This is a genomic window from Streptomyces sp. NPDC001851, assembly GCF_040297165.1.
Classification (GTDB): domain Bacteria; phylum Actinomycetota; class Actinomycetes; order Streptomycetales; family Streptomycetaceae; genus Streptomyces.
This window is the reverse complement of the sequence record NZ_JBEOYR010000005.1, coordinates 131781-154582: the sequence shown is the minus strand read 5'-3', so window position 1 is coordinate 154582 and position 22802 is coordinate 131781. Positions and strand designations below refer to the sequence as shown.

Here is a 22802-nt window from a genome sequence, read left to right as displayed (position 1 = left end):
TCGCACCACCCGCTGCCCGCCGTCGGGCCGCGGGCCGGGCGTCCGCGTTTCGTAAGGACCTTGAGTCCGATATGCCCGGTTGGCGTTCGTAGGGTGAAACCGTGACGACCACTTCCACGGACGTCGACGTGGTGCTGCCCTGCCTGGACGAGGCCGAGGCCCTGCCCTGGGTGCTCGGCCGGATCCCGGCCGGCTGGCGCGCCCTCGTCGTCGACAACGGTTCCACCGACGGCTCCCCCGACCTCGCCCGCGCGCTCGGCGCGACGGTGGTGCACGAACCGCGGCGCGGCTTCGGCGCCGCCTGCCATGCCGGACTGACCGCGGCCACGAGCGACATCGTCTGCTTCTGCGACTGCGACGCCTCCCTCGACCCCGCGCTGCTCGTCCCGTTCGTGCGGGAGATCCGGGACGGCGCCGCCGACCTGGTGCTCGGCCGGCGGCGTCCGCAGGGCCGGGGCGCGTGGCCCGCGCACGCCCGTGCGGGCAACCTGGCGCTGGCGCGGATGCTGCGCCGCCGCACCGGGCTGCGCCTGCACGATCTGGGGCCGCTGCGCGCCGCCCGCCGCGAGCCGCTGCTCGCCCTCGGTCTCACGGACCGGCGCAGCGGCTATCCGCTGCAGATGGTCGTCCGCGCGGCCGACGCGGGCTGGCGCATCGCCGAACACGACGTGCCCTACCGGCCGCGGACCGGTGCCTCCAAGGTGACGGGCACCTGGCGCGGCACCTGGCAGGCGGTACGGGACATGAGCCGTGTGCTGGCCGAGGCACCGGCCGACGGGAGGGGCGGACGGTGACCACGCTTCTCGTCATCGCCAAGGAGCCGCTGCCGGGGCGGGTCAAGACCCGGCTCACCCCGCCGTTCAGCCCGCAGCAGGCGGCCCAGCTGGCGGAGGCGGCGCTCGCGGACACCCTGCACGCCGTCGCGGCGGCGCCCGCGACCCGCAGGGTTCTCGTCCTGGACGGGGCGCCGGGGCCGTGGCTGCCGGCCGGCTTCGACGTGCTGCCGCAGTGCGCGGGGAGCCTGGACGAGCGGCTGGCGGACGCCTTCGCACACTGCTCGGGCCCGGCGCTGCTCATCGGCATGGACACCCCGCAGGTGACGCCTCGGCTGCTCACCGTGGACTTCACGGGCTGCGACGCGTACCTGGGCCCGGCTGAGGACGGCGGCTTCTGGGCGCTCGGCCTGGCCGAGCCCGCCCCGGCGCTGTTGCGGGGCGTGCCCATGTCGACGCCCCGGACCGGGGCCGTGCAGCGGGAACGGCTGCTGGCCGCGGGGTTGCGGGTGCGCGAGCTGCCCCGGCTGCGGGACGTCGACACCGCCGCCGACGCCCACGCCGTCGCCGCGCTGGCCCCGCACGGCAGGTTCGCCGCCCGGCTGGCCCGCTGTACGCCGGTCACCCGGTGACGGCCGGCTCTGTGGCCTGGGCCACCGCCGACCCCTACGCGTCCGCGCTGCGCGCCGGCCGCGGCCCGCTGTTCCTGCGCCGCGCCGACGGCTGGCTGCTGCCACTGGAGGTGGAGCGCTGGTGTGCCCGCGCGGACGCCGTGGACCGGACGGTGCTGGACCGCTGCGAGGGCGCTGTCCTGGACGTCGGCTGCGGCCCCGGCCGGCTGGTCGCGGAGCTGGCCGACCGGGGCCGTACCGTGCTGGGCATCGATGTCAGCGAGGCCGCCGTGGACCACACCGTCCGGCTCGGGGGGCAGGCGCTGCGGCGCTCGGTCTTCGACCGGCTGCCCGGCGAGGGCCGCTGGGACACCGTGCTGCTCATGGACGGCAACATCGGCATCGGCGGGGAACCTCCGGTCCTGCTGGAGCGGGTGGCCGCGCTGCTGCGCCCGGGCGGTCTGCTGATCGCCGAGACCGTCCCGGGACACGTCGACGAACGCGCCCGGGTGCAGGTGGTCGACACCGTCGGGGCCTCCGGGGCCGGCGGAGCCCCGTTCCCCTGGGCGCGGCTCGGCACCCCGGCCCTGCTGCGGTACGCGCGCAGGGCCGGCTGGCGGTCCGTCGCTCAGTGGTCCGCGGGCGGCCGGTGCTTCGCCGCCCTGCGCACCCGCCACCCGAGCAGCACGGCCGAGCCGCCGAAGAGGACGGCGGTGATCAGCAGCCAGCGGGTGAGGAAGCCGTCCGGGGAGAGTCCGGTGGCCGACCGGTAGCGCCGGTCCGCCATGCCGCTGATCAGCGGGAACCAGACCAGCAGGAGCAGCCCGGACAGCATCGCCGGGACCCGCACGTACGGCGTCCGGCCGCTGCGTCCGGCCGCTCCGAGACCGCGTACGACCACCCGGTCGGCCGCCGTGTACAACGGCAGCAGGACGAGGTCGTGCAGCAGAGCGGCGCCCACGATCCACAGCGCCACGCCGAACCAGTCACCGGCGAACAGCCGTAGTCCGGCGTACGCGGCGAGCGCGAACGAGCAGCAGAGCAGCAGCAGTTGGAAGGGGCTGCCCAGGCGTACACGACGGCGCATCACAGGTCTCCGAAGGTCAGCCGGGCCACCCACTTGGTGTTGAGTACACCGGGTGCCGCGGGGACGATGATCCGCGCCGGGCGGCCGTGGTCGGGGGACAGTTCCTCGCCGTTGACGTACAGGGCGAGCAGCGAACGCCCGTCGGCCACCTGGTTGGCGCGCAGGGCCGCACGCCGGAACGCCCCGTGGCGTTGCAGGGACTCCACGAGCACGTCCGGCGGGTCGCCGTCGTACCCGACGAGTGCCGCGAGGTCGCGCAGCCGCACCCCGCGCCACCACTGGTCGGCGGTCGACCAGCCCTCCACGCAGGCGATGGGCAACGACGCGCTGTGCAGCGGGAGTTGCAGCAGCTGGGCGCGGCTGAGCCGGACGGTTCCGGTGCGGCCGGTGACGACGAGCCGCCAGGCGTCCTCGTGGGTGTCGGCCGCCGTGATGCCGGCGTAGGCGGCGGTCTTGTTGATCTGGAAGCCGTTCGGGCCGCCGCCGGGATCGGCCGTGCCGTGCGGGGCGAGCAGGGCCGTACGGCGGAAGGGCCCGCCGAGGCTCTGCCCGACCGTGGTCAGGAACAGCGCCAGGGAACCACCGCCGACCAGCCACAGGGCGCCGCGCCGGGAGACGGTGGGCGCCTCGGGACGCGGGGAGACCAGGTCGCTGCGGTCCCGCAGGCGCCCGCGTACGGTGCGCACCGCGAGCGGTGTCTTGAGCGCGGCATGGGCCAGGAACGCGACGAAGAACACCCATGCCCCGTAGAAGTGCAGCGGGTAGAAGGAGCCGGGGAAGACATAGTCCAGCTGGATGTTGAGGACTCCGGTGGTGAACTCGAACAGCCCTCCGCCGACCAGCAGCACCAGGGAGATCCGCTCCAGGGCGTGTGCGAGGGAGCGGGCCGGAGGCAGGGTGAACAGCCTCGGCACCACCGACCACAGCTTGGCCAGCAGGACGGGGACCAGAGTGATGCCGAGCGTCACATGGACGCCCTGGGTGAACCGGTACAGCCACACCGGGCCGGTGGGCCAGGCGAACAGGTAGAAGCCCAGGACGCCCTTGTCCGGGGTCATGTCGTTGATCCGGGACAGGCCCGGGTTGTAGGCGGCGTACGACACCAGTCCGGTCACGAAGAGCACGGTGATGCCGACGAGCAGGACGAGGCCGAGCACCGAGGTGAACCAGGGGCCGCGCAGCGGGCTGCGCCAGAAACCGGGGGAAGTGGGAAGCCGGGGATGGTCGCGCATGTCCCGACCGTAGGCCGGTGCACCCCCGGAAACGGGCCCATGACCGGTGACGAAACGCTGACGTCGTGCCTGGCGGGCCGCCGGTCGGCGGTGCCCCGGCCTAGCGTTCCGGTGTGACCCGATCTCTCCGCCGTGACCTGTACGCCGCCGCTGCCGCCGCCCTGCTCGTGGCGGCGGCCGTCCTGGCCGGCCGGCACATCCAGGACACCCGCCACACCCTGTTCGTGCACTGGCCGCCGGTGTTCGCCGACTGGGACCCGCACCTCGGCCCCGGCACCCCGGCGGCCCTGGCGGTGGCGGCGGCCACCGTGGCGTACGGCCCGGCCGTCGCGGCCCGTCTGCCTTGGCGTGCGCTGCTCGCGCTGGCCTGGACGGCCGCCCTGGCCTGGATCCTGTCCCTCGCTCTGGTCGACGGCTGGCACCAGGGCGTGGCGGTGCGGCTGACCACCCGCGAGGAGTACCTCCGGGTCATCGGCCGCTTCCAGGACATCCCGGCGGCCCTGCGCGACTTCACCCATCACATCGTCAGCGGCACCCCTGCCCCCTGGCCCGCCCATGTCGCGGGCCATCCGCCGGCCGCCACGCTCACCTTCGTGCTGCTGGACCGGATCGGGCTGCGGGGCGGCGGCTGGGCCGGGATGTGGTGCGTCACCGTCGGTGCGACGGGATGCGTGGCCGTGCTGATCGCGCTCCGCGCGCTGGCCGATGAGACCCTCGCGCGCCGGGCCGCGCCGTTCCTGGTGCTCGCCCCCGCAGCCGTGTGGCAGGGCACCTCGGCCGACGGCTACTTCGCGGCCGTCGCCGCCTGGTCCCTGGCGCTGCTCGCCCTGGCGCTGACGCGACGGTCCCACGGCTGCGCGGCGGCGTCCGGCCTCCTGTTCGGCCTGACCTGCTATCTCTCCTACGGCCTCACGCTCCTCGCGCTGATCGGCGCGGCGGTGCTCGCGCTCACTGTCTCCGGTCTCCGCGAACGCCCGGCCCTGCTGCTGTCCCTGCTCGCCGGACTGGCCGTGTTCCCCGTGGTGTTCACCCTCGCCGGCTTCGACTGGTGGGCCGCCTACCACCTTCTCGTCACCCGCTACTACCAGGGCGTCGGCGGCATCCGCCCCTACGGCTACTGGGTCTGGGCCAACCTCGCCTGCACCGCCCTCATCACCGGCCCGGCCACGGCGGCGGGCCTGCGGAGGACGACGGCGGCACTGCTCCCCGGTACCGGCGTCCGACGCCCGGCGGCACTGCTCGCCAGGACCGGCTCCCGGCAGGCCGCGGCGCCGCTCCCCGGTACCGGCTCCATCCACCCCGCGCCGCGCCTCACGATCGGCAGCCGACCCTCCGGGGCGCCGCCGCTCCCCCCGGCCGGCCGTCTGCCCGCCGCGGACGCGCGCCTGGCGCTCGTCGTCTCCGCCGCGCTGCTCGCCCTGCTGGTCGCCGACCTGTCCGGCATGAGCAAGGCGGAGACCGAACGCATCTGGCTGCCCTTCGCCCTGTGGCTCCTCCCGGCCTGCGCGCTCCTCCCCCACCCCCGAGCCTGGCTCACCGCCCAGGCCGTACTGGCCCTGCTCCTCAACCACCTGCTGCTGACGGGCTGGTGAGGCCGGGGCTCCAGGTGCCCGACTCCGCTTCCCACCGCCATCCCCGCCCGTCGGCCTCGGCCGGTCTCGGGCAGTGCCGCCGGACCGCCCTCCTCGTCCGCTCTCCGCCGTGCCCGGTGGGCGTTCTCGGCCCGGACCGCGGTCAGCCATCGCCAGGGCCGGATCTCGTCCAGGCTGGGCCCCGGACACGCCAGGTGGTGCGGGATGCGGCACCGGGCGCCGGTCAGTGGCTCGTCGCAGCCGCCGTTCCAGGCGATGCCGTTGCTGTCGATGTGCCAGCGGTGGCCGCCCGGAACCAGGTGCGCGGGAAGCACGAGGCCGGGTTCGAGGAGCACGTGCTGCCCGGTGCGGGTGGAGCGCCGTTCACCGGCGAGCCCGCGGTGCGGCGCGGCCGTCCGTCCGGCCGGGCAGCCGGTGTCGGCAGCCGACCGTGAGAGGCCTTTTCAGCCCTGGTGAGTGACCTTGCGTGACCGCCGTACGCCCCCGGCGTTGCGATGAGTGCGGGAGGGGCCGGTGTGGCCGGAATCGCGTACTGGTGCGGGGCGGGCCGCTGCCGCTTCGCTGAAGGGAAACGGCAGCCAGTGCCCCGGCGGGCAGCGTTCGCCCGTCGAGGAGCGGCGTCCGGGAGTGCGTGCCGGGCGTCGCGACGGGGCGGACGTTGCCTGCTGGGGCACTAGGGCAGAGGACAGGGTATGGACTTCGGCAGCGTCGATCGGCGCCGGTTTCTCGGCACGGCTGCGGCAGGGCTGGTCACCGCCGTCTCCTCGGGGGCGGCGGCACATGGAGCGCCGGACACGTCCGGTGCGCGGGCCGGCCGGGCCGAGCGGCTCCTCACCTACACGCGGCTGACCGGGGGTTCGGTCACCGGTGACCGGGCCGGCGACACGCTGGTCGCCGAGGTGCAGGGGGTGCTGTGGCGGATTCCCCGGGGCGGCGGAACGGCCGTACCGGTGACGGGCTGGGAGCTGGAGGCGACGCGTCCGGCTCTGTCCCCCGATGGGCAGACCCTGGCCGTGTGCGGGTATCGCGGGGGCGGCTTCCATCTGTGGACGCTCCGCCCGGACGGCGGCGGACTGCGGCAGGTGACGGACGGGCCCTGGGACGACCGCGGTGTCGCCTGGTCGCCGGACGGCACCCGGCTGGCCTTCTCCTCCGAACGCGGCGGCGACGCCACGGCGGGCGCCTCCTACGGGCTGTGCGTGCTGGACGTGGCCGACGGCCGGCCGCACCGGCTCACCGGCGGGGACTACGAGGACTTCGATCCGGCCTGGTCGGCGGACGGGCGTTCGCTGGTGTGCGTGCGCGCCGCCCATACGCCGGGCGGCGGCAACGACGGCGGTCTGTCGCTGGTCCGGGTACCGGTCGCGGGCGGCCCCGCCGAGGTGCTGCGCACGGTGACCGGGGGCCGGCTGCTGTGCCCGTCGGTGTCGCCCTCGGGCCGGGTCGCGTATCTGCGGCTGACCGGTGCGAGCTCCCCGGGGCTGCCGGCCGACGCGGCGCTGCTGATGGTGGACGGAGAGGTGGTCACGGCGGACGAGGACCTGGCGGCCGCGCCGCCGTGCTGGCTGAACGAGGACGAGCTGCTGTACGTCGGTGACGGCCGGATCCGGATCCGCTCGCTGGCCGCCTCCTCGGTGCGGGAGGTGCCCTTCGCCGCCCACATGCCGGTGCCCGGTCCGGCCCCGAAGCGCCCACGGCGTCCGCTCGCGCCGGAGCGGCGGGACCCGGTGCGCGGTCTGCACCGGCCCGCCCTGTCCCCCGACGGCCGCAGCGTGGCCTTCGTGGCGCTGAACGCCCTGTGGCTGATGCCTCTCGGGGGCGCTCCGCGCAAGCTGCTCCAGGCGGCCGACGTCCATCTGGTGCAGATGCCGGCGTGGGCGCCGGACGGGCGCAGCCTGCTGTACTGCACGGACCGGGACGGACTGGTGGCCGTACGCCGCCGTCATCTGGACAGCGGCGCCGACGAGCCACTGACCGAGGGCGGCCGGCTGTATCCCGCACTGTCACCGGACGGCTCCCGCCTGGCCTGCCAGGACCTGACCGGGAACCTGCTGCTGCGCACGGTGGCCACGGGCAGCGAACAGCAGCTGGCCAAGCCGCTGGCCACCGACGGGCCGCCCGGCGCCCCCACCTGGTCGCCCGACGGCCGGTATGTGGCCTTCTGCGACCGCAACCGGCTCAACCAGCGCTTCCGCGAGGGATACAACCTCATCCGCGTCATCGACACCCGCACCGGCGGCGAACGCCGGCACCTGCCCGCCGAGCACCAGTCGCTGTCCGACCGGGTGGCCTCCGGGCCCATGTGGTCCCCCGACGGCCGCTGGATGGCGCTGGTCGCCGAGTCCGCGCTGTGGCTGCTGCCCGTGACGGCCGACGGCACACCGGCCGGTCCCGCGCGCCGGCTCACCGACGAGCCGGCCGACCACCCCAGCTGGTCCGCGGACTCCGGCACGCTCCTCTACCTCTCCGACGGACGGCTGCGCCGCCTCTCCCTCCCCACCGCACGGGCCCGCACCCTCCCCTTGCGCCTGACCGCCGGGCGCGCCGCGAGCGACTCGTCCGGGCCGCTGCGGATCCACGCCGGTCAGCTGTGGGACGGCACCGGAGCGCCGCCCCGGCACGACGTCGACGTCCTCGTCACCGGCCGGCGGATCACCGCCGTCGAACCGCACCGGGCCCGCCGTCCCGGGCACCGCACTCTGGACGCCTCGGACCGGACCGTCCTCCCCGGCCTGTTCGACAGCCACACCCACCCCTATGCCGCCACCTACGGCGCCCGGCAGAGCCTCACCGCGCTCGCGTACGGCATCACGACCACGGCCTGTCTCGGCAGCCCGCTGTACGACGCGGTACGGCTGCGCGAGGCGGCCGGGGCGGGGGAACTGCTCGGGCCCCGGCAGCTGGCCTGTGCCGAGCTCCTCGACGGCTCGCGCACCGCGTACAGCATGGGCCGCGCCCACCGCACCCGGGACGGCGTCCGGCGCACACTCCGGCGCGCCACCGCTCTGGACGTCGACTTCGTCAAGACCTATGTGCGCGCCCCGGGCGAGGTCATGGCCGAGGCGGCAGAGGCCGCCCACGCGCTGGGGGTGCCCAGCGGCAGCCATCTGTGCGCGCCCGGCCGGGCGGCGGGACAGGACCTGACGACCCATCTGCAGGCCACGCAGCGCCTGGAGTACGGGCATGCCGTCACCCCGCTCGGCCGGATCGGCCAGGACCTGGTGGAGCAGTACGCCGACGGCTCCTTCGCCCTGATCATCACGCCGTTCAGCGCGCAGGTCCTGCTCGCCGACGACCCTGGGCTGGCCGAGGACCCACGCGTGACGCGCCTGATGCCGCCCTGGGACGTCGCCGTCGTGCGCGCACACGCCGGCACCGCGCCCACGGACGCGCAACGGCGCGCCCTGGCCACCGAGATGGGGGACTACCGGCGGCTGGCGGCGCACGGCGCCCGCATCGCCCTGGGCACCGACGCTCCCCTGGTCCCGGTCGGCCTCTCCCTGCACCTGGCGCTGCGCGCCCTGCACGCCCACGGCTTCACGCCCGCCGAGGTCCTGCACAGCGCGACCACCGTGCCGGCCCGTCTCTTCGGCCTCGACACCGACCTCGGCACGGTGCAGGAGGGCAGGATCGCCGACTTGACGATCGTCGACGGCGACCCGTTCGCCGACTTCGGCACTCTCGTCGACATCCCGGTCGTGGTGCGCGAGGGAGTTCCCCACGCGCAGGGCGACCTGACGTCCGCGCACCCGCGGGACGGGGCCGCCCGGCAGGCGCCTCCCGAGGGCATGACGTGGCTCGACGTGGCCGGTCACTTCCGGCGGGGCTCGTGCTGCCATCCCGGCACGGAGGGGATCTAGGTCACTCCTCCTCGGTGGCCGTGCGGCTGGCCAGCCGCTCGTAGCGCTGGCGGGCGGCCTGTGGGGTGCCGAGTCCGAGGCCGAAGGCGATCTCGGGCCAGGTCATGCCCCGGCCCCGGGCCATCTGGAGGAGTCCTGCCTCCAGTTCGTCCAGCTCCGCGCGCACCAGCGGGACGAGGGTCAGCGCGGCCGTGATGTCCGCGTGGTCCACCTCCGGCTCGCCGTCCTCGCGCAACGCGGCCCCGCTGAGCAGGAACGTGACCAGCCTGACGGCCTCGTGCGGCGCGAGGAGCGACGGATTCGTCTGCCGGCGCCGTTGCTCCTCCGTCGCCGCGTGCCGCTCGGCGATGCGGAACAGCGAGGCGTACACCCGCTGGGCACGGGCCTGCTCCGGCTGCGGGGGCGTGAAGGGGTCGGTGTGGTCTGCGGTCGATGACATGCCATCAGGATCCGACCACACACGACATGGCGTCAACGGAATATTGTGAACAGGTCGTTCATCCTTGAGGGGAGGAGAGCGGTGCGGTGATCTCCCGTTTGAGGATCTTGCCGCTCGGGCCCATCGGCAGCGTGTCCGCCAGCCACAGCCGGCGCGGGTACTTGTAGGCCGCGACCCGGTCCCGGACGAAGCGCTGCAGTTCCTCGGTGCCCGCCCGGGCTCCCGGCCGCAGCACGACCGCGGCGGCCACCTCCTCGCCGAGCCGCTCGTCGGGCACCCCGAGGACCGCGGCGAGGGCGACGGCGGGATGCTCGTGCAGCACCTCCTCGATCTCGCGCGGGTAGACGTTGTAGCCGCCGCGGATGATCATGTCCTTCTTCCGGTCGACGATGAACAGATAGCCGTCCTCGTCCCGACGGGCCAGGTCCCCGGTGCGCAGCCAGCCGTCGGGGATGGCGGCGGCCGTCTCCTCGGGGCGGTGCCAGTACTCCTTCATCAGGTTGGGCCCGCGCACGGCCAGTTCACCGACCTCACCGGGTACGACGTCCCGGCCGGCGTCGTCGAGCAGCCGGACCTCGACATCGCGGACGGGGGTGCCGATGGAGCCGGGCTTGCGCGGGCGGTCGGGGTGGTTGAAGGAGACGACCGGGCTGGTCTCGGACATGCCGAAGCCTTCGAGCACCATGCAGCCGAAGCGCCGCTCGAACCCGTGCAGGACCTCCACCGGCAGGGACGCGCCGCCCGAGATGCACATGCGCAGACTGGTCACGTCCGCCGCGGTGGCGCCCGGGTGCTGGAGCAGCGCCGCGTACATGGTGGGCACGCCCTCGAACACGGTCGCCCGGTCGCGGGCGATGGCGTCGAGCACGGTCTGCGGCTCGAAGCGCGGGACGAGGACGAGGGACGCGCCGCTGCGGACGGCGACGTTCATGGTGCAGGTCTGCCCGAAGATGTGGAACAGCGGCAGGCAGCCGACGATCACGTCGTCGGAGGTCAGCCGCTGGACCTCGGTGACGTTGACCTCGGTGTTGTGGCGGAGCCCGGCGTGGGTGAGCGCGGCGCCCTTGGGCCGGCCGGTGGTGCCCGAGGTGTACAGCAGCACCGCGATGTCGTCACCGGCAGCGGCGGTCACCTCGTACTGCGGCTCCAGGCGCGCCAGTTCGGCGGCGAAGGCGACCGGTTCGACCACCAGGCGCCGTACACCGGCGGCGTCCGCCCCGGCCGCCCCCTCACCGGGTGCCCGGTGCCACTCGAAGAGCAGGACCGCGCCGGAGTCCCGCAGGTGGTACTCGGTCTCGCGCTCCTTCAGCAGCGGGTTCAGCGGCACCACGATGCCGCCGGCGCGCAGCACCGCGTAGTACAGGACGACGAACTCGGGCACGTTCGGAAGCATCAGCGCGACCCGGTCGCCGGTGCGCAGGCCCTCGGTGCGCAGCAGCGCGGCGGCCCGGGCGCTGAGCCGGTCCAGTTCGGCGTAGCTGGTGGTCGCCGTCCCGAGCCGCAGCGCCGGGCTTCCGGGCAACCGCCGCGCCGTCTCCACCAGGAACTCCGCCAGATTGGCCATGATGCCTCCTCGCACCCATACGCTCGCCGCGCTCACGGGGCCCCGCCCCCGGCGCTCAGGGCATGGTCGCCCGCACGCTGGCGGGGGTCCATGGCGACGCCCACAGTTCCCCCCTGCCCGAGTTGTCCCCGGGAACAAACAGGCCCCCATAGGCTGCGGGTATGAGTCTGCAGAATGTGGTAGCCGCGTTGCGTGTGCGCCTCCCCGAGCTGGGCGGGCTGATGACCGAGCGCATCCGTGCGGAGGTCGAGTCGTACGCCGACGACTCGCTGATCCCCTTCACGTCGCTCAGGGAGTCCTGCGAGGGCAACGCCGATCTGCTCCTCGGGCGTTTCGCCCGTGGCGCCGATCCCGACGTGGGGGCCGCGCAGCAGACCGGGCGGCTGCGCGCGGAGCAGGGCGTGCCGCTGGCGGACACGCTGCACGCCTACCGGGTCGGTTTCGAGCTGCTCTGGTCGGAGATGGTCGACGAGGCGCGCCGGCACCCGGAGGTGACGGACGCCGAGCTGGTGGCCGGCTCCTCGGAGATCTGGGCCCTGTTCGGCCGGTACGCGGAAGCCGTGGCCGCCGCCTACCGCGAGGCCAGCGCGGAGCTGGCGCTGCAGCGCGAGGCGCGCCGTTCGGCCCTGGCCGAGGCGCTGTTCACGGGCGCCCTCGCGGATCGTACGACGCCGTGGGAGGCGGCCCGGCAGCTCGGCCTGCCGGAGCGCGGCCCGTACGCGGTCGTCGCCGCGGCGGTGCCGGATCCCGGCCAGGAGCCGCTGCCCGGCATCGAGGCGGCGCTGCTGCGTTCCGGGGTGCCGTCGGTGTGGCGGCTGCTGCCGGACCAGCAGATCGGGCTGGTCTCGCTCGGACACCGGGACGCGGAGAAGGTGAGCCTGCGGGCGCTGCGCCGGCGGCGCGCGCGGGTCGGCGTCAGCCCCCGGTTCGATTCGTTGCGGGACACCCCGCAGGCCCTGCGCTTCGCCCGGCTGGCGCTGGCCGGACTGCCCGCCGGCGGGCCGGGGGTCACCCGGTTCGACGACAGTCCGCTGGCGATGCTGGTGGCCGCGGCGCCCGCGGAGGCCAGCCGGCTGGTCGAGGTCGCTCTGGGCCCGCTCCTCGGCCTGCCGGAGGCGGAGCGGGCACGGCTGCTGCGGACGCTGGGGCACTGGTTCGGTGCGGGCGGGGTGGCCGCCGAGGCCGCCGAGCGGCTCTTCGTCCACCCGAACACCGTGCGCTACCGGCTGCGGCGCATCGAGGAACTGACGGGCCGCTCGCTCTCCGACCCGGTCGCCCTCGCCGACCTGGGGGCCGCGCTGTACGCCCTGCGGCTGCTGCCTTCCTGAACGGTCCGGGTGCCCTGGACCCCAGCTCGGTCCGGCCGGTTGGCCAGAGGTCGCTACCCCCTCCCACGCGCCGTTGACACCAGGAGCCAGTCCTCTACCGTGGATGCCCGCACAGCATGTCGCACAGCTTTCGATATTTCGAACGACAGTCAAAGGGGCGGGGACCGGGACTCTCCACCCCAGGCCCTCGACATGCGGAGGACTCCTCGTGACCCCACCCCTCGGCAGACGGTCCTTGCTCGGCGTGGCCGGCGCGGTCGCGGCGGCCCTGACGGCGACGGACGGCTCCGCCGCCCAGGCCGCGCCCCGCCACGCCGGATCACCCCGCCGGGAGGCGGCCCGCGTACGCCCCTTCCCGCTCACCGCGGTGACCCTGCTGGCCGGGCCGTTCCAGGACAACCAGCGCCGCAACACCGCCTATCTGCGCTTCGTCGACATCGACCGGCTGCTGCACACCTTCCGTCTGAACGTCCGCCTGCCCAGCGGCGCCCAGCCCTGCGGCGGCTGGGAGGCACCGACCGTCGAACTGCGGGGCCACTCCACCGGACACCTGCTCTCCGGACTGGCCCTCACCTACGCCAACACGGGTGACACCGCGCTGCGCGACAAGGGCCGCCGGCTCGTCGCCGCCCTGGCCGCATGCCAGGCCGCCTCGCCCTCGGCGGGATACGGCAAGGGCTATCTGTCGGCCTTCCCGGAGAGCTTCTTCGACCGGCTGGAGGCCGGGACGGGCGTCTGGGCGCCGTACTACACCGTGCACAAGATCATGGCGGGTCTGGTCGACCAGTACCGGCTGGCCGGGAACACCCAGGCCCTCGATGTGGTGCTGGGCATGGGCGAGTGGGTCAACGCCCGTACCGGAAAGCTGAGTCACGCGCAGATGCAGCGGGTGCTGGAGACGGAGTTCGGCGGCATGAACGACGTGCTCGCCGATCTGCACGCGCTCACCGGTGACGCCGTCTGGCTGGAAGTCGCCGAGCGCTTCACCCATGCCCGGGTCTTCGACCCCCTGGCCGCCGGCGAGGACCGGCTGGCGGGGCTGCACGCCAACACGCAGATCCCGAAGATGGTCGGCGCCCTGCGGCTGTGGCAGGAGGGGCTGTCCGACCGCTACCGCACGATCGCCGCGAACTTCTGGCAGATCGTCACCGATCACCACTCGTACGTCATCGGCGGCAACAGCAACGGCGAGACCTTCCACGAACCGGACGTCGTCGCCGGCCAGTTGTCCAACCGCACCTGTGAGAACTGCAACAGCTACAACATGCTCAAGCTGACCCGGCTGCTGCACTTCGAGGATCCGGACCGCATCGATCTGCTGGACTACTACGAGCGCACCCTGTTCAACCAGATGCTCGGCGAACAGGACCCGGACTCCGCGCACGGCTTCGACATCTACTACACGGGTCTCGGCCCCGGCTCCGTCAAGCAACAGCCGTCCTTCATGGGCAGCGATCCGAACGCCTACTCCACGGACTACGGCAACTTCTCCTGCGACCACGGCACCGGCATGGAGACCCACGCCAAGTTCGCGGACACGGTCTACACGCACGGCGAACGGCGGCTGCTGGTCAACCTGTTCATCCCGTCCGAGGTCCGCTGGCAGGAGCAGGGGATCACCTGGCGGCAGTCCACCCGGCTGCCCGACTCCGCCTCGACCGTCCTCACCGTGACGGCCGGACAGGCCGCCCACGAACTCCGGGTCCGCATCCCCGGCTGGGCCTCCGGGGCACGGGTCAGGCTGAACGGCCGTACGCTGCCGGACCGCCCGGCCGCGGGCGGCTGGCTGGGCATCGAGCGGTCCTGGCGGCCCGGTGACCGGGTCGAGGTCACCCTGCCGATGCGTACGACCGTGGAGGCGACGCCCGACGCCCCGGACGTGAAGGCCGTCCTGCACGGTCCCGTGGTGCTGGCCGGAGCGTACGGTGACACGGCGAGTCGCGGGATGCCCCGCCTGGACACCCGGACGATCCGGCAGGCGTCGGCCGACCCGCTGCGGCTCACGGCGACCGCCGACGGGGAGACGGTCACGCTGCTGCCCATCGCCCGGGTCCACCACCAGTACTACAACGTCTACTGGCTGACCGGCCAACCGCCTTCGCCGCCCCCGGAGTTCGCCGCCTGGTACCGCTTCGACGAGACCTCCGGCAGCACGGCCGCCGACGCCACCGGCAACGGCCGGACGGCGACGCTGTCGGGCGGGGCCGCCTGGACCGGCGGTCGCCTCGGCGGGGCCGTGGCCCTGGACGGCGAGGACGGCCATGTGGTGCTGGCCGAGGACCTGCTGGCGGGGGCCTCCGCCTACTCGGTGGCGACCTGGGTGAACCTGGCCGGGCAGCCGGCCACCTGGAGCCGGATCTTCGACTTCGGCACCGGAGTCAGCGCCAACATGTTCCTGACCCCGCTGAGCGACGCCGGAACCCTGCGCTACGCGATCACCTCGGGCGGCGGCGGTGCCGAGCAGCGCATCGACGCCGGCCCGCTGCCGACGGACCGCTGGGTCCATGTAGCCGTCGCCTACGGCTCCGGCACGGCCGTCCTGTACGTCGACGGCCGCGAGACGGGCCGGAACACGGCGGTCACCGTCGAACCCCGCCACTTCGGCAACCACATCCGGGCCGCCTACATCGGCAAGTCCCAGTACCCGGACCCGTATCCGAGGGCATCGGTCGACGACTTCCGGGTCTACGGCAAGACGCTGACCGCGGCCGAGGTCGCGGCCCTGGCCCAAGGGTGAACCGGCTCAGACGGCGGTCCGCGTCAACAAGCCGAGCGCCCCACCGAGTTCGCGGCGTGCCTCCGGATCCGCGATCAGCCCGTCCTCGCCGAGCAGGTCCCGCCCCACCGGAATCCGCGCACAGGCGGGCTCCACGATGGCCGCACCCGTGTAGCCCAGCACGGTCCGCAGCGTGGCCTCCGCACCCTGGCCCCGGCCAGGGGCGGCCGCATTGATCCATGCCGTCGGCTTGTCGCAGATCTCCGTGCCCCCGACCGTCCAGTCCAGCAGGTTCTTGAACGCGCCCGGCAGGGTGCCCGCGTACTCGGGGGTGCAGACCAGGATCGCGTCGGCACGGTCGAGCACCGTCCGCAGCGCGGCGACCGGAGCCGGCAACGGGTCGGTGTCGTCGTCGGGGTTGAAGTGCGGAAGCCGGGCCAGGTCCTCGTACATGACCGTGTCGACACCCACGGACGGCGCCACGACCTGCGCGGTACGCAGCACGGCCTCATTGGTGGAACCCCGGCGCAGACTGCCGGAAAGCAAGAGGATCAAGGGCTTTGACGTCATCCGCTCAACCTACCGCGCTGCCGGATACTGGTTGACGCCAGATGAACACCTCGGTGCTGGGGCCGCGTTCGGAGGACAGGCCCGCCGGTGCGGCTCCGGCGAGCAGGCGGCGCAGGTCTGTCTCGAAGGCCTCACGGCGGGCGCCGAACAGGTGCGGGGCACCCGGCGCGCCTTGCCGGCCAGTCCGGCGGCGGTGGCCCGGCTTCGCGGCTTCGGCGATCATTCCGGCGTCCGGGTCGATGCCGACGACCTCGCGGAACAGCCCGGCCAGCGGGGTGGCGACGGTCCCGGGTCCGCATCCCGCGTCGAGCAGCCGCCCCTGTCCGTCGGCCGCCAGCACCTCGTCCGGCAGCGGCACCAGCCCCGGGGCACAGGGCAGTCGGCCCTGCGCGCAGCAGGCGGCCGCGCCCTCGAAGAGGGTCTCGTCCCACTCCCATCCGCCGTTCATCGGGCGGGAATCCATTCCGTGGAGAAACCGACCCAGCGGTTTGGTCAGGCCGGTCATGCCGAGGACAACCGGGCGGCGGAGTCAGCTGTTGGCGCCCGCCAGAGGCGCCGCCGACTTCTGCCGCGCCTCCGCGATCACCCGGGCGCCCCGGTCCGGTGCGGTGTCGAGGCGGACGAGGACGGCCGGAGCGGCGATCGCCGGGAGCAAATGGTTGAAGAGTGCCGACATACGGTGGTCGAGGTCGGCCCAGCCCGCGACGGCCTGGGAGACGAACTGCACGCCGATCCACGCACCGAGGAACACCTCGGCGGCCTCCTCGGGCACCACGTGCGGGAGCACCTCACCGCGTTCCTTGGCCTCGGCCAGCGCGGCCCCGGTCAGCTCGGCCCAGGCCGGCCAGGCGCTGCCGAAGGCATCACGGCCCTGCAGGTCGGCCGAGAGCCGGACGCCCGCGAGCAGCATGGGTTCCTGGGGCAGCCGCCGGGCCAGGGTCATGCCCGCGTCGACCCACTCCTGCAACTTCAGTTCCCGGGTGACGTGGTACTCGGTGGTGATCTGCTCCTGCAGCACGCCCTGGGCGAGGGCCGCCTTGGAGTCGAAGTGGAAGTACAGAGCGCCCTTGGTCACCCCGGCCCGGTTGAGGATCTCGGCGATGGTCGCCGCCGCGTATCCGCGCTCGGCGAAGACCGCCGCGGCGGCTTCGAGAACAGCACGCCGGGTCCGGACAGCTCGCTCCTGCTGAGCCATGGACCCTCCTCAAGCTGAAAATTAAACCAAACAGGTCGTACCTTACCGCAGCACATGTCAACACCAAGGGACGGCGGGACAGTTGTCGTGGACTTGGCACATGCGGCTGACATGGGCCACGGAGGGCCGGACCGAAGCTTTTTGAACGCGTTCAAATATGCGGCTACGCTGGGCGCACCGAACCGAGGAGGCTCGATGAAGGTGGTTCTGCCCGGGGGAACCGGACAGGTGGGCACGATTCTCGACCGCGCGCTGACGGCAGCCGGGCACGAGGTGACCGTGTTGACCCGGCGGCCGGAGAGGGCACGGCAGGTCGGATGGGACGGGGCCACGCTCGGTCGCTGGGCCGACGCGGTCGACGGCAGCGATGTCGTCGTCAACCTGGCGGGACGCAGCGTCTCCTGCCGCTACACCGCCGGGAACCTGCGGGCCATGATGGATTCCCGGGTGGACTCGGCGCGGGTGGTCGGGGAGGCGATCGCCGCCGCCGCGCGGCCACCGCGCGTGTGGCTGCAGATGAGTACGGCGACGATCTACGCCCATCGCTTCGACGCGGCGAACGACGAGGCGACCGGGGTGATCGGCGGCTCGGAGGCCGGGGTCCCGGAGTACTGGTCGTACAGCGTCGACATCGCCCGGAACTGGGAGCGCGCGCAGGCGGAGGCGCCGACACCGGCGACACGGAAGGTGGCGCTGCGCGCGGCGATGGTGATGAGCCCGGACCGGGGCGGCGTCTTCGACGTGCTGCTGGGCCTCGCCCGGTCGGGGCTGGGCGGACCGGTCGCCGGTGGGGCGCAGTACGTCTCCTGGATCCACGACGAGGACTTCGTACGCGCGGTGGAGTTCCTCATCGAACGGGACGACATCGACGGGCCGGTGAACCTCGCCTCTCCCGGCCCGCTGCCGCACCGGGAGTTCATGCGGGCGCTGCGCGCGGCCTGCGGCGTCCCCGTGGGGCTGCCGGCCACGCGGTGGATGGCGGAGCTCGGGGCGTTCGCGCTGCGCTCGGACACGGAGTTGCTGCTCAAGAGCCGCCGGGTGGTCCCGGGCCGACTGCGGGAAGCCGGCTTCGAGTTCGCGTATCGCGCGTGGCGGCCGGCCGCCGAGGACCTCGTACGACGGGCCAGGTCGTCGCGGGCGGGGCGTCGCGGGCGGGCGGGGGCGCCGGCCTCCGCACCGCGGACCTGACCGGGTGGCCGCCCCCTGGTCACGGGCGTCGGAGTGGGGCCCGGGCCGCCCCGGTGACCCCCAGCAGCACCAGCGCGACGACCTGGATCGCGGCCACCACCGTGATCAGCAGGGGGATCGAGTAGCCGTACAGGCCGCCGGTCAGCGCGCCGCCCGCCAGGCTCGCCGCGCCCACCACGCCGGCGAAGAGGCCGTACGCCGTCGCGCGCCGTCCAGGCGGCACCAGGTCCGCCACGGTGGCACGCAGGGTGGACTCCTGGATGCCCATGGCGGCGCCCCAGACCAGCGAGCCGGCCACCGCGACGGCGACGGTGTCCGTGAACGCCAGCAGCGCCACACCGGCCGTGAGCACCGGCAGGCCGACCAGGACGCGCGGGCCGAACCGGTCGTACAGCCACCCCGTGACCAGTGCCGCCACGGCGTCCACGGTCATCGCCGCCGCGTACAGCACCGGCACCCACACGGCGGCCATCAGATGACGTTCGACCAGGTGGTAGGAGAGGAGACCGAAGGTGGCGAAGCCGGTCGTGGTGGCCGCCGTGAACCCGGCGTAGGTCCAGAACGCCCTGGGCAGCGGGGAGCCTTGGGGCAATTCCCGCGGCGTCGTACCGACGGCCGTCCCCCGCTCGTACGCCTCGGGGTCCGGCACCCGGGCCCTGAGCCACAGCAGCAGCACCAGGACGGCGACACCGGGCAGCGCCAGCACGCCGAGCGCCGGTCCGTAGCCGCCGCCGGTCAGGGCGAGCATCCCGGCCACGAGCAGCGGGCCGACCAGGGCGCCGATCTGGTCCATGGCCTCGTGCACGGCGAAGCCACGGCCCCGCCCCGTCGCCGCCGTCGCGTGCGACAGCAGCGTGTCCTTGGCCGGAGAGCGCACCGCCTTGCCGACGCGCTCCGCGATCACCAGGGCGCAGGCCGCCCACAACACCCCGACGACGCCCAGAAGCGGGACCGACGCGACCGTCAGGGCGTACCCGGCGATCGCCAGTCCCCAGAAGCGGCCGGTACGGTCGGCCAGCGGGCCCGAGACCAGCCGCAGACCCAGCGCGGCGGCCTCCCCCGCGCCCGTCACCACCCCGACCACCAGGGCGGACGCGCCCAGCGAGGCCAGCAAGGGGCCGGTGACCGAACGGGCGCCCTCGTAGACGAAGTCCGCGAGCAGACTGACCGTGCCGAACCACACCACGAACCGCCAGGGCCCCATCACCGGCCGCCCCGCGCCCGGGCCTCGGTCTCCAGTGCTCATGGTGTCATCGTGGCGTCTCGCGCCCGTCTGCCGGAAGCGGCTCGGTCTGCCGTCGAGACCGGCTGTACGGCGTCAGTGTCCGGGTTCCGTCCGCTCGGTGCGGGGCGGCGGAGTGTGCCCGGGCGGGCGGTGGTTCCGCCTCGCGCCACACCTCTGCCGCGCCCGAGCCGGATCGCCGGGGCTCGTCCCTCGACTGTCGCAGCGGTGCGGGAACGTCCGCGCCGCGGGACCATGGGCGTCCGGGCGCGCCGCGGCGGGCCCGGTGAAGGACGGGCGACGAGGAGGATGCCGTGTGCCGACTGTTCGGGCTGATCAGTTCCCCGCTCCGCACGCACGCCACGTTCTGGCTGCTGGACGCCCCCGACAGCCTCAGCGCGCAGAGTCACCGCGAGCCGGACGGCACCGGGCTCGGCTTCTTCGACGCGGACGGCACGCCCGAGGTGCACAAGGCACCGATCGCGGCCTATGAGGACCGCGTCTTCGCCAGGGAGGCCCGGGAGGTCGAGTCGGCGACCTTCCTCGCGCACATCCGGTTCGCCTCGACCGGCGGGCTGGACGTACGCAACACCCACCCCTTCGAGCAGCAGGGGCGGCTGTTCGCCCACAACGGCGTGATCGAGGGACTGGACGAACTCGACCGCCACCTGGGCGAGGACCGCGCACTGGTGCACGGCGACACCGACTCCGAGCGCTTCTTCGCCCTGGTCACACGGGAGACCGCGGCGCACGGCGGGAACGTGTCCGCCGGCCTGGAGTCCGCCGCACGCTGGGTGGCCCGGAATCTGCCCCTGTTCGCGCTCAACATCGTCCTCGTCACCGCCCGGGAGCTGTGGGCGCTGCGCTATCCCGCCACCCACGAGCTGTACGTCCTGCGGCGCCCGGCGGGCGGTCACCAGGGCTCACGGCAGCTGGACCACACCGGCCACGGCGGCCGACTGCGGGTGCGCTCGGCGCATCTGGGTGCCCGTCCGTCCGTCGTCGTGGCCAGCGAGCGCATGGACGAGAGCCCGCACTGGCAGCTCATGGCGCCCGGCGAACTGCTCCACGTCGGCCCCGACCTGCGGGCGACCGCCCGCATCGCACTCGCCGATCCCCCGGCCCACCCCCTCACCCTGGCCGACCTGCGCCCCGAAGCGGCGGCCTCCCAGCGGCCCGCGTAGCCCGGCGGCCGTCCCAGTGATCCGCCTCACCGCTTCAGAACGTGCGCAACCCGTAAAATTTCCGTCGTGGAGACTACCGAAGTGACGGGTTGGGAGACCGCCGTGCTCGACGGAGGGCCGGCGGACGGACTGCGGATGAAGGTCTCCGACCGGCCGCGCGTGATCCAGGTGGCGTACCCCTGTCCGGTCGAGGCCGCACCGCCCGGCGGCATACGCGCGGAGGCGGTGTATCTGTACCGCCGCGACTACACCGTCACCACCGAGCCGTTGCGGTACGGCTTCGACGTCGCCAGTCCCTGAACCGGCGGGGTCAGGCGTCCGAGTCGGGCTTGTTCCGCGCCTCCGCGTATGCCTGGGACGGTGTCATGGAGACGCCGTTGACCTCGACCGTCTTGTAGGGGCTGACCTTGGCGCAGGTCTTGGCCTGGTCGGCGGTGGAGGCGTGGGCGTTGGAAACGGCGGCCTGGGTGTCGGCGGGCGCCGGCGAGGAGCTGCCGCCCGGGTAACTGCTGCCGCTGGGCCAGTCGCTGCCGATCACCAGGGTCAGGCCCGTGCCGGTGCCCTGCTTCAGGTGCGAGGAGGACAGGCCCAGCGCCTTGGCGACGGTCTGCGCCTCGCCCTTCTGGCCGGTGCCGTAGGCCAGGGTCGTGGCCGTGGCGGGGCTCGGCGCGTTCGCCGTGGCCGTCTCGGGGCTGAAGCCCTGGTCGGTCAGCGCGGTCGCGATGTCCGAGGCACGGCCGGTGACCGTGGTGCCGTTCTCGACCGTGACGGCGATCCGCGACGCCGGTACGGCCGAGGCGGTGGGCTTGGCGGTCGCCTGGGCCGCCGCGGACTTCTGGCCCGAACCGGTGGTCAGCGACTGGTCGTTGGCGATGGTGGAGAACAGGGTCTTGGCGCCCTGGCCCACGACCACCCGGTCCTTGTTGTTCGGGTCGGGGGCCGTCTGCATCGTCGTGAACGTCATCCGCTTCGTCGGCACCTTGTTCACGTCCGACGCGAGCGAGATCAGCTTCTTCACGCTGTTCAGGCCGTCGTCCACGGTTAGGGCCTTGGTCGCCGCGTCCGCGAGGTCGTACACCGCCGTCGGGTCGGTCAGCGTGCCCGCGCTCTTGAACTTGCGGATCATCGCGCTGAGGAAGATGTGCTGCGAGATCGTACGGCCGAGGTCACTGCCGTCGCCGAAGCCGTGCCGGGAGCGGACGAACTCCAGCGCCGCGACGCCCTTGAGGGTGTGGGCGCCCTTGGACAGCTTCAGATGCGAGTAGGTGTCGTAGACGTCGTTGCTGACGCACACGTCGACGCCTCCGACGGCGTCGGACATCTTCACCACACCCGAGAAGTCCAGCTTGACGAAGTGGTCGATCGGGATGCCGGTGAGCTGGTGGACGGTGGCCACCTGGCAGGCGGGGCCGTACTGCAGCGCGCTGTTGATCTGCCCGTAGTAGCCGTTCGTGGACTGGCCGCTCTCGCTGTCCTTGCAGGCCGGGACCTTGGCCATGGTGTCGCGGGGGATGCTCATGACCGTGGCGTTGGAGCGGTCGGCGGAGACATGCACCACCATCTGCACATCGGCGTTGCTGCCGGTCTGCACCCCGGTCTTCGCGCAGCCGCCGCCGAGCTTGCAGTCGGCCGCGCTGGTACGGCCGTCCGAACCCATGACCAGGATGTTGATCGGGGTACGGCCGAAGGCGTCCGCCTTCTCGGTGCCGCCCTTGCCGTCGAGCGCGACGCTGTGGATGTTGCCGTTCAGGTGCTCGTAGAACCACCACCCCGCACCGGCCGTGACCACGATGACGGTCGACAGGCCTATCGCGAAGACCTTCAGCACCCGCTTGCCGCGGCCCACCGGACGGCCCCGGCGACCCCGGCCTCCGTGCGAGCGGGCAGCCGCCCGGGCCGCGGCCCGGCCACCCGGTGAAGGCGGCCCGTCGGGCTCGGCCGCTCGCTGTCCGGGCACACTCGCGCTACGGCTGCGGGTGGCCTGGCCGGCGGGCCCGTCCCACGGGTCGCTCATCTCCCACTCCCCTGAACGGTCGAGCCGTGAGGCCGGGCCGTCGGGCGTACGGCCAGGCCCGACGGCGGTGTACGGGCGGGCGGAGCACGTGCTCCGCCTTGCTTGCGTGGTTGCGCAATCTAACAAACCCGTGGCCCGAGCAGCGCAGTTCCACACACGATTCACCAGTGAGGCATCTCATGGAACCGGATGCGGACCCGGGACGGTACGGGAGCGGGAGTCTACGC

18 protein-coding genes and 1 pseudogene are annotated in these 22802 nt (G+C 73.6%); 10 read left to right on the top strand and 9 right to left on the bottom strand.

Translation table 11 applies throughout. From position 1 onward, the window contains the following. The first annotated feature begins 101 nt into the window (after nucleotides 1–101). The 3 genes from ABT171_RS09040 to ABT171_RS09030 are packed head-to-tail and all read left to right on the top strand — an operon-like array spanning nucleotide 102 to nucleotide 2157. On the top strand, nucleotides 102–794 hold the full coding sequence (locus tag ABT171_RS09040) for a glycosyltransferase family 2 protein (RefSeq protein WP_351241393.1): 693 nt from the start codon (nucleotides 102–104) through the stop codon (nucleotides 792–794). Beyond that, a complete protein-coding gene (locus ABT171_RS09035) occupies nucleotides 791–1405 on the top strand; it encodes a TIGR04282 family arsenosugar biosynthesis glycosyltransferase (protein WP_351241391.1) in 615 nt (204 codons plus the stop codon). Before ABT171_RS09040 ends, ABT171_RS09035 begins: the two co-directional genes overlap by 4 nt. After that, a complete protein-coding gene (locus tag ABT171_RS09030) occupies nucleotides 1402–2157 on the top strand; it encodes a class I SAM-dependent methyltransferase (RefSeq protein ID WP_351241389.1) in 756 nt (251 codons plus the stop codon). The genes ABT171_RS09035 and ABT171_RS09030 overlap by 4 nt, the downstream gene beginning before the upstream one ends. A 313-nt stretch (nucleotides 2158–2470) precedes the next feature. On the opposite strand, the gene ABT171_RS09025 is transcribed toward ABT171_RS09030, so the two are convergent. Beyond that, nucleotides 2471–3703 (bottom strand): molybdopterin-dependent oxidoreductase, encoded by a 1233-nt coding sequence (locus ABT171_RS09025; RefSeq protein WP_351241387.1) that lies wholly within the window; start codon nucleotides 3701–3703, stop codon nucleotides 2471–2473. Nucleotides 3704–3816: 113 nt separating this feature from the next. Between ABT171_RS09025 and ABT171_RS09020 the strand changes: the two genes are divergently transcribed. Next, a complete protein-coding gene (locus tag ABT171_RS09020) occupies nucleotides 3817–5295 on the top strand; it encodes a hypothetical protein (RefSeq protein WP_351241385.1) in 1479 nt (492 codons plus the stop codon). 155 nt (nucleotides 5296–5450) lie between these two features. On the opposite strand, the pseudogene ABT171_RS09015 reads toward ABT171_RS09020, so the two are convergent. Then, nucleotides 5451–5657, bottom strand: a pseudogene (locus ABT171_RS09015) (DUF6083 domain-containing protein); the annotation flags it as partial. Between the two features lie 330 nt (nucleotides 5658–5987). Here ABT171_RS09015 and ABT171_RS09010 point away from each other — a divergent pair. Further along, nucleotides 5988–9155 carry an amidohydrolase family protein gene (locus tag ABT171_RS09010; protein WP_351241383.1) on the top strand — a complete coding sequence of 1056 codons (3168 nt, stop codon included), beginning with the start codon at nucleotides 5988–5990 and terminating at the stop codon, nucleotides 9153–9155. Between the two features lies 1 nt (nucleotide 9156). Here the strand turns inward: ABT171_RS09010 and ABT171_RS09005 are convergent, their stop codons facing one another. Together ABT171_RS09005 and ABT171_RS09000 are read right to left on the bottom strand one after the other, a co-directional pair. Beyond that, nucleotides 9157–9594: a DNA-binding protein gene (locus ABT171_RS09005; protein WP_351241381.1), complete on the bottom strand. Its 438-nt coding sequence runs from the start codon at nucleotides 9592–9594 to the stop codon at nucleotides 9157–9159. Nucleotides 9595–9652: 58 nt separating this feature from the next. After that, complete coding sequence (locus tag ABT171_RS09000) at nucleotides 9653–11158, bottom strand: long-chain-fatty-acid--CoA ligase (RefSeq protein ID WP_351241379.1); 1506 nt, start codon at nucleotides 11156–11158, stop codon at nucleotides 9653–9655. Nucleotides 11159–11319: 161 nt separating this feature from the next. Here ABT171_RS09000 and ABT171_RS08995 point away from each other — a divergent pair, with 161 nt between their 5' ends. Both ABT171_RS08995 and ABT171_RS08990 read left to right on the top strand, forming a co-directional pair. After that, nucleotides 11320–12486 (top strand): PucR family transcriptional regulator, encoded by a 1167-nt coding sequence (locus ABT171_RS08995; RefSeq protein WP_351241377.1) that lies wholly within the window; start codon nucleotides 11320–11322, stop codon nucleotides 12484–12486. A 208-nt stretch (nucleotides 12487–12694) separates the two neighbouring features. Next, nucleotides 12695–15223, top strand: a complete 2529-nt coding sequence (locus ABT171_RS08990; protein ID WP_351241375.1) for a beta-L-arabinofuranosidase domain-containing protein — start codon at nucleotides 12695–12697, stop codon at nucleotides 15221–15223. A 6-nt stretch (nucleotides 15224–15229) separates the two neighbouring features. On the opposite strand, the gene ABT171_RS08985 is transcribed toward ABT171_RS08990, so the two are convergent. The 3 genes from ABT171_RS08985 to ABT171_RS08975 all read right to left on the bottom strand — a co-directional run bounded on the left by ABT171_RS08985 (nucleotide 15230) and on the right by ABT171_RS08975 (nucleotide 16967). Beyond that, the gene (locus ABT171_RS08985) at nucleotides 15230–15772 is read right to left on the bottom strand and encodes an NADPH-dependent FMN reductase (protein WP_351241373.1); all 543 of its coding nucleotides are present in this window, start codon (nucleotides 15770–15772) and stop codon (nucleotides 15230–15232) included. A gap of 4 nt (nucleotides 15773–15776) precedes the next feature. Beyond that, nucleotides 15777–16220: a class I SAM-dependent methyltransferase gene (locus ABT171_RS08980; RefSeq protein ID WP_351241371.1), complete on the bottom strand. Its 444-nt coding sequence runs from the start codon at nucleotides 16218–16220 to the stop codon at nucleotides 15777–15779. An 81-nt stretch (nucleotides 16221–16301) separates the two neighbouring features. Further along, nucleotides 16302–16967: a ScbR family autoregulator-binding transcription factor gene (locus ABT171_RS08975; RefSeq protein ID WP_351241369.1), complete on the bottom strand. Its 666-nt coding sequence runs from the start codon at nucleotides 16965–16967 to the stop codon at nucleotides 16302–16304. A 195-nt stretch (nucleotides 16968–17162) separates the two neighbouring features. Here ABT171_RS08975 and ABT171_RS08970 point away from each other — a divergent pair, with 195 nt between their 5' ends. Beyond that, nucleotides 17163–18155: a TIGR01777 family oxidoreductase gene (locus ABT171_RS08970; protein WP_351241367.1), complete on the top strand. Its 993-nt coding sequence runs from the start codon at nucleotides 17163–17165 to the stop codon at nucleotides 18153–18155. 19 nt (nucleotides 18156–18174) lie between these two features. On the opposite strand, the gene ABT171_RS08965 is transcribed toward ABT171_RS08970, so the two are convergent. Next, complete coding sequence (locus ABT171_RS08965) at nucleotides 18175–19401, bottom strand: MFS transporter (protein WP_351241365.1); 1227 nt, start codon at nucleotides 19399–19401, stop codon at nucleotides 18175–18177. Nucleotides 19402–19691: 290 nt separating this feature from the next. Between ABT171_RS08965 and ABT171_RS08960 the strand changes: the two genes are divergently transcribed. Further along, nucleotides 19692–20561 carry a class II glutamine amidotransferase gene (locus ABT171_RS08960; protein ID WP_351241363.1) on the top strand — a complete coding sequence of 290 codons (870 nt, stop codon included), beginning with the start codon at nucleotides 19692–19694 and terminating at the stop codon, nucleotides 20559–20561. 66 nt (nucleotides 20562–20627) lie between these two features. Then, entirely contained in the window at nucleotides 20628–20861 is a 234-nt protein-coding gene (locus ABT171_RS08955) for a hypothetical protein (protein WP_351241361.1), read from the top strand. A gap of 10 nt (nucleotides 20862–20871) precedes the next feature. Here the strand turns inward: ABT171_RS08955 and ABT171_RS08950 are convergent, their stop codons facing one another. Further along, nucleotides 20872–22575, bottom strand: a complete 1704-nt coding sequence (locus tag ABT171_RS08950) for an LCP family protein (protein ID WP_351241359.1) — start codon at nucleotides 22573–22575, stop codon at nucleotides 20872–20874. Nucleotides 22576–22802 lie beyond the last annotated feature (227 nt).

Coding starts and splice junctions, on each gene's coding strand:
- ABT171_RS09025 (WP_351241387.1), bottom strand. CDS start 3,703: ATGCGCGACCATCCCCGGCTTCCCACTTCCCCCGGTTTCTGGCGCAGC.
- ABT171_RS09010 (WP_351241383.1), top strand. CDS start 5,988: ATGGACTTCGGCAGCGTCGATCGGCGCCGGTTTCTCGGCACGGCTGCG.
- ABT171_RS09005 (WP_351241381.1), bottom strand. CDS start 9,594: ATGTCATCGACCGCAGACCACACCGACCCCTTCACGCCCCCGCAGCCG.
- ABT171_RS09000 (WP_351241379.1), bottom strand. CDS start 11,158: ATGGCCAATCTGGCGGAGTTCCTGGTGGAGACGGCGCGGCGGTTGCCC.
- ABT171_RS08995 (WP_351241377.1), top strand. CDS start 11,320: ATGAGTCTGCAGAATGTGGTAGCCGCGTTGCGTGTGCGCCTCCCCGAG.
- ABT171_RS08985 (WP_351241373.1), bottom strand. CDS start 15,772: ATGACGTCAAAGCCCTTGATCCTCTTGCTTTCCGGCAGTCTGCGCCGG.
- ABT171_RS08980 (WP_351241371.1), bottom strand. CDS start 16,220: ATGAACGGCGGATGGGAGTGGGACGAGACCCTCTTCGAGGGCGCGGCC.
- ABT171_RS08975 (WP_351241369.1), bottom strand. CDS start 16,967: ATGGCTCAGCAGGAGCGAGCTGTCCGGACCCGGCGTGCTGTTCTCGAA.
- ABT171_RS08970 (WP_351241367.1), top strand. CDS start 17,163: ATGAAGGTGGTTCTGCCCGGGGGAACCGGACAGGTGGGCACGATTCTC.
- ABT171_RS08965 (WP_351241365.1), bottom strand. CDS start 19,401: ATGAGCACTGGAGACCGAGGCCCGGGCGCGGGGCGGCCGGTGATGGGG.
- ABT171_RS08950 (WP_351241359.1), bottom strand. CDS start 22,575: ATGAGCGACCCGTGGGACGGGCCCGCCGGCCAGGCCACCCGCAGCCGT.